4 protein-coding genes are annotated in these 3695 nt (G+C 62.4%); 3 read left to right on the top strand and 1 reads right to left on the bottom strand.

Features of this window, described 5'->3' with window-relative positions; genetic code table 11:
• Position 1 precedes the first annotated feature (1 nt).
• Positions 2-406 (top strand): formylglycine-generating enzyme family protein, encoded by a 405-nt coding sequence (locus VFE81_RS02570; protein ID WP_414695538.1) that lies wholly within the window; start codon positions 2-4, stop codon positions 404-406.
• Positions 407-442: 36 nt separating this feature from the next.
• Here the strand turns inward: VFE81_RS02570 and VFE81_RS02565 are convergent, their stop codons facing one another.
• Positions 443-2548 (bottom strand): serine/threonine protein kinase, encoded by a 2106-nt coding sequence (locus tag VFE81_RS02565; protein WP_325043090.1) that lies wholly within the window; start codon positions 2546-2548, stop codon positions 443-445.
• Between the two features lie 415 nt (positions 2549-2963).
• Here VFE81_RS02565 and VFE81_RS02560 point away from each other — a divergent pair, with 415 nt between their 5' ends.
• The gene (locus VFE81_RS02560) at positions 2964-3236 is read left to right on the top strand and encodes a hypothetical protein (RefSeq protein ID WP_325043089.1); all 273 of its coding nucleotides are present in this window, start codon (positions 2964-2966) and stop codon (positions 3234-3236) included.
• Positions 3237-3324: 88 nt separating this feature from the next.
• Complete coding sequence (locus VFE81_RS02555; protein ID WP_325043088.1) at positions 3325-3609, top strand: hypothetical protein; 285 nt, start codon at positions 3325-3327, stop codon at positions 3607-3609.
• Positions 3610-3695 lie beyond the last annotated feature (86 nt).

The raw sequence follows: 3695 nt of genomic DNA, 5'->3' as shown, positions 1-3695 counted from the left end.
CTTGCCCACCGAAGCCGAATGGGAATACGCGGACCGTGGCGGCACCACGACGGCATACTGGTGGGGCGATCAGATGCGCAAGGGCAATGCCAATTGCAAGGACTGCGGAGATCCATGGCATAAAGACGGCCCCGAAACGGCAGGTTCGTTCGCGCCGAATCCGGTTGGGCTGTATGACATGAACGGCAGTGTCTGGGAGTGGGTCGCCGATTGCTGGCACAACTCCTACCAGGGCGCGCCCGCCGACGGCCATGCGTGGGACAACCCCAGCTGCGACATGCGGGTGATTCGCGGCGGTTCGTGGCGCGAAGGCGGCAGCTACATGCTGAGCGCGACGCGCTTCAAGTACAGCGCGAGCGTGCGCCAGTCTCAGGATGGCTTCAGGGTGGTCAAGGATCTGAAGTAAAGCGAGTGGCGGCCGTGAACGATCCCCGTGCGCCCCTTAAGGCGTATGCGGCCTGGTCGTGATCGGCGCGAAGTCGGCGACGATGTGATCCTGACCGTATTTGCCGGCGATCTGCGCGAGCCGCGAATCCAATGCATGCAGATAATCGGTACGTGATTCACTTTCGGGGCGCAGCTTGTCGAATAGCGGCGCGGGCGTAATCAACAGCACCACCATCTCCGATCCAAACGGCTTCGAAATGATCCAGTCACCCGCACTGCCGATCGTGGCCGAATAATGCGAAGGCGCCTGGTTGTCTTTCGCGCGCGGGCTCGGCACCATGTGCACGACGCTGCCGTCGAGCTGGTAGTAGTCGAGGTTCACGTACGAGTCGTAAGCAGGTGTGGTCACATCGACGACCAGCGGATCACCTTCGCTCAACAGGCCGCTGGGCGGCCGCACATGCAGCGACGCAACGTGGCCCGCCTGCCAGTTGCGGGTCCAATAGGGGGCGAGCGCGTTGATCGTGTCGCATTTGTCGTCGGCGAGCGGCTCGACCTGGAGCGTCAGCGTATCGACACCCGGCAATGCCGTCAGGGTGTCCTTCAGATGCGCCGCACCGTAGCGTTGCGAGACGTAGCCGCGCACCGTCAACGAATGGTCTTGTGCTGAAGCGGACAGCGCCGAGCACGGCACCTGCGCCAGAACCGGCGCGACGGCGGCCAGGGTCAACGCGGGTTTGGGCGCGGGCGGCTCCGGCGTACTCGCTACCGTTGTGGCCGCAACAGACGTCGCCATCGAAGCCGCTTGATCCGCCGACGCCTCCGATGTGGCCTCCGAAGCCGGTTGCGTGCCACTTTGCCGATTCGGCGCTGACCGCAAAGCAAACACGCCGACAGCCGCGGCACACACCAACGCAAACCCCGCGAACCCTGCCTTGACCAACGTACCCGACTTCTCCGCGCGCGCTTCGTTGTCGAACTCCGCAATGAAACGCACGACACTCGGCATGCGCGTGGCGCGATCGAACGAAAGCGTGGTACGCAACGCGCGCCACTGTTTCGCATCGAGATTGGGGGGCCGCTGCGGCTTGAAGTCCGAATTGCGAGCCTGCGTCGCCGACAATCGGTCGAACGGATGGTGGCCCGTCAATAACTCGTAGGTAATGCAGCCGAGCGCGTAGATATCGTCGCGCGGGTCCGGTTCGCGATGCTCGATCATTTCCGGACTCGCATACGCGGGCGTCATCGCGCCGAGACTGCCCGGGTCAAAGACAGTGGCGTCGCTCTCCTCCTCCGGCCGCTGGAACACGCGGGCGATGCCGAAGTCGATCACCTTCACTTCAGCATTCGTCGTGAGAAAGACGTTGGCGGGTTTGAAATCGCAATGCACGAAGCCGTGTTCGTGCGCATAGGCGAGCGCATTGCACATGCCACGCACAATCGGCAACGCGGCGCGAACCGGCATTCCCTGATAGCCCGGCGTGCGCAATAGCTGGCTCAGCGGCTTGCCGGTGAGGTACTCCATCGTCAGGTAGACGATCGGCCCGTCGCGGTCGAAGTCGTAGACCGCGATGATGTTGCGGTGCGCGAGCACCTGCGCCTTGCGCGCCTCGCGTTGCAGCGCGACGAGCGAATTCGGATTGCCGCGGAACTGGACGTTGAGCACCTTGATCGCGAGATACGGTTTGCGATCCGACGCCTCGAGCTTACGCAAATCGAGCGCCTTGTACACCGTGCCCATCCCGCCGACACCGAGACATTCCTCGAGAACGAAGCGGTTGTTCAGCGTATCGCCGGTGCCTTTGATCTGATCGTGTCCCGGCACACCGGCGACGCTCCCGGCACTTGTGGAGCCTGCCGTGTTCGGCCCACTCGCCCCGCTCGCAGAACGTACCGACGGTATCTCGACGGTGGTCTGCATGCCGGTTTCGTCGCCGCCGGCCGCCACGTTCGAGACGCGCAACTGTTCGATGCGCCGCCGCACTTCGGCGTAAAGATCGTCAGGCAGAGGGGTTTTGCGATGCGCTGCGCCGAGCATGTCCAGCAGCTGCGTGGGACCGAGTCCTTCAGTCGTCAACGTGCTGTCGAGTTGAGCGACGAACTCGTCACGTGACAGCTCGCCGCTCTGATAGTCGCGAATCACATGCGCAAGGCTAGCCATTTGTGCGAAGCGCCCCCGCTGCCGTTGGGCCGGATCGCATGCGACCGGAGCCTTTCGGGCTGATAGAAAACCTGTCGTAACCAGTTACATGTGCCGCTTCGATACTAGCTCCCGACCCGCGCTTTCGCAAACCAGGATTGCCCCGCTGCGTGCGCGCCCGGCGAGTGTCTTGCGACATCCAACAGAATCCGATGCTTTGTTGGGTACGTGCCATCAGCCGACAGTCGCCTGCTCGTGGCCGTGCTGCGCCTTCGACGCAGCGGCGTGACGCGAAAGCCTTGTGTGTCAAGCCTCCATCAACTTTCTTAGGAGGCACGAATAAAACTGGCACAGCCCATGCGTTAGTGACACTCGAGCAGACAAGATGCTCGAACCCAACCGCAAGACTGTGATGGTTCCTTCCAGGAGATTTACCATGAACACGCTGATGATCAAAGACCTGTCCCTCACCGCACAACTCGACAGCAAGGCCATGAGCGCCGTGCGCGGCGGCTTCGGCCCGTCCGTGTCGTACTTCAACTTCAGCCCGATCGTCGCGCCGAACAACAGCAAGCAGGTCAGCGCCACGCAGTTGATCAGCAACGAAATCAACGTTCAGAACGCCAACGGCAACAATGTCGCGTTCGCGGCCGGCCTCGATACGTCGATCGTTCCCTGCGTCACGTCGAGCAACAACATCCACGTTTAAAGCCTGATTCGGCGAAGCGGAGGGGCCCTCGGCAATCTCCGCTTCGCTTCGATCACGCCCGTCTTCCGCGCACCTTTGGAGAATCACCATGTCATCCCTCATGATTCGCGATCTGTCCCGCACCCGCGAGCTCGACCGCCGCGCAATGTCGGCGGTGGCCGGCGGCACCGGCAGCAGCGTGCCCGGCTTGCCTTCGATGGCCGGCCTTGGCGGCGTCGCCAATGTCAGCGTCTCGGTGGTCCAGAACCTCAGCCAGATACAAACCGTCAATGTTGCCGCTCTCAACAACATCGGCGTGATCGGTGCGGGCTTCGTACCGTTGAATCTGAATGTCAGCCCGTCGCTGTGGGCCACCAATTACGCCAACGTTTAATGGCGTGCAGTAGCGCGGAGCCGGGGCCTTCCCTACTGTGGCCTGTTCATATCCCGCAGGCGAGCTGCAAGCAGATTTCCTATACT

It is taken from the genome of Paraburkholderia sp., assembly GCF_035656215.1.
GTDB lineage: Bacteria > Pseudomonadota > Gammaproteobacteria > Burkholderiales > Burkholderiaceae > Paraburkholderia.
This window is presented reverse-complemented; position numbering and strand designations above follow the sequence as displayed.

Excerpts from the sequence above, each read along its gene's own strand:
- VFE81_RS02565 (WP_325043090.1), bottom strand. The coding sequence starts at position 2,548 with ATGGCTAGCCTTGCGCATGTGATTCGCGACTATCAGAGCGGCGAGCTG.
- VFE81_RS02560 (WP_325043089.1), top strand. The coding sequence starts at position 2,964 with ATGAACACGCTGATGATCAAAGACCTGTCCCTCACCGCACAACTCGAC.
- VFE81_RS02555 (WP_325043088.1), top strand. The coding sequence starts at position 3,325 with ATGTCATCCCTCATGATTCGCGATCTGTCCCGCACCCGCGAGCTCGAC.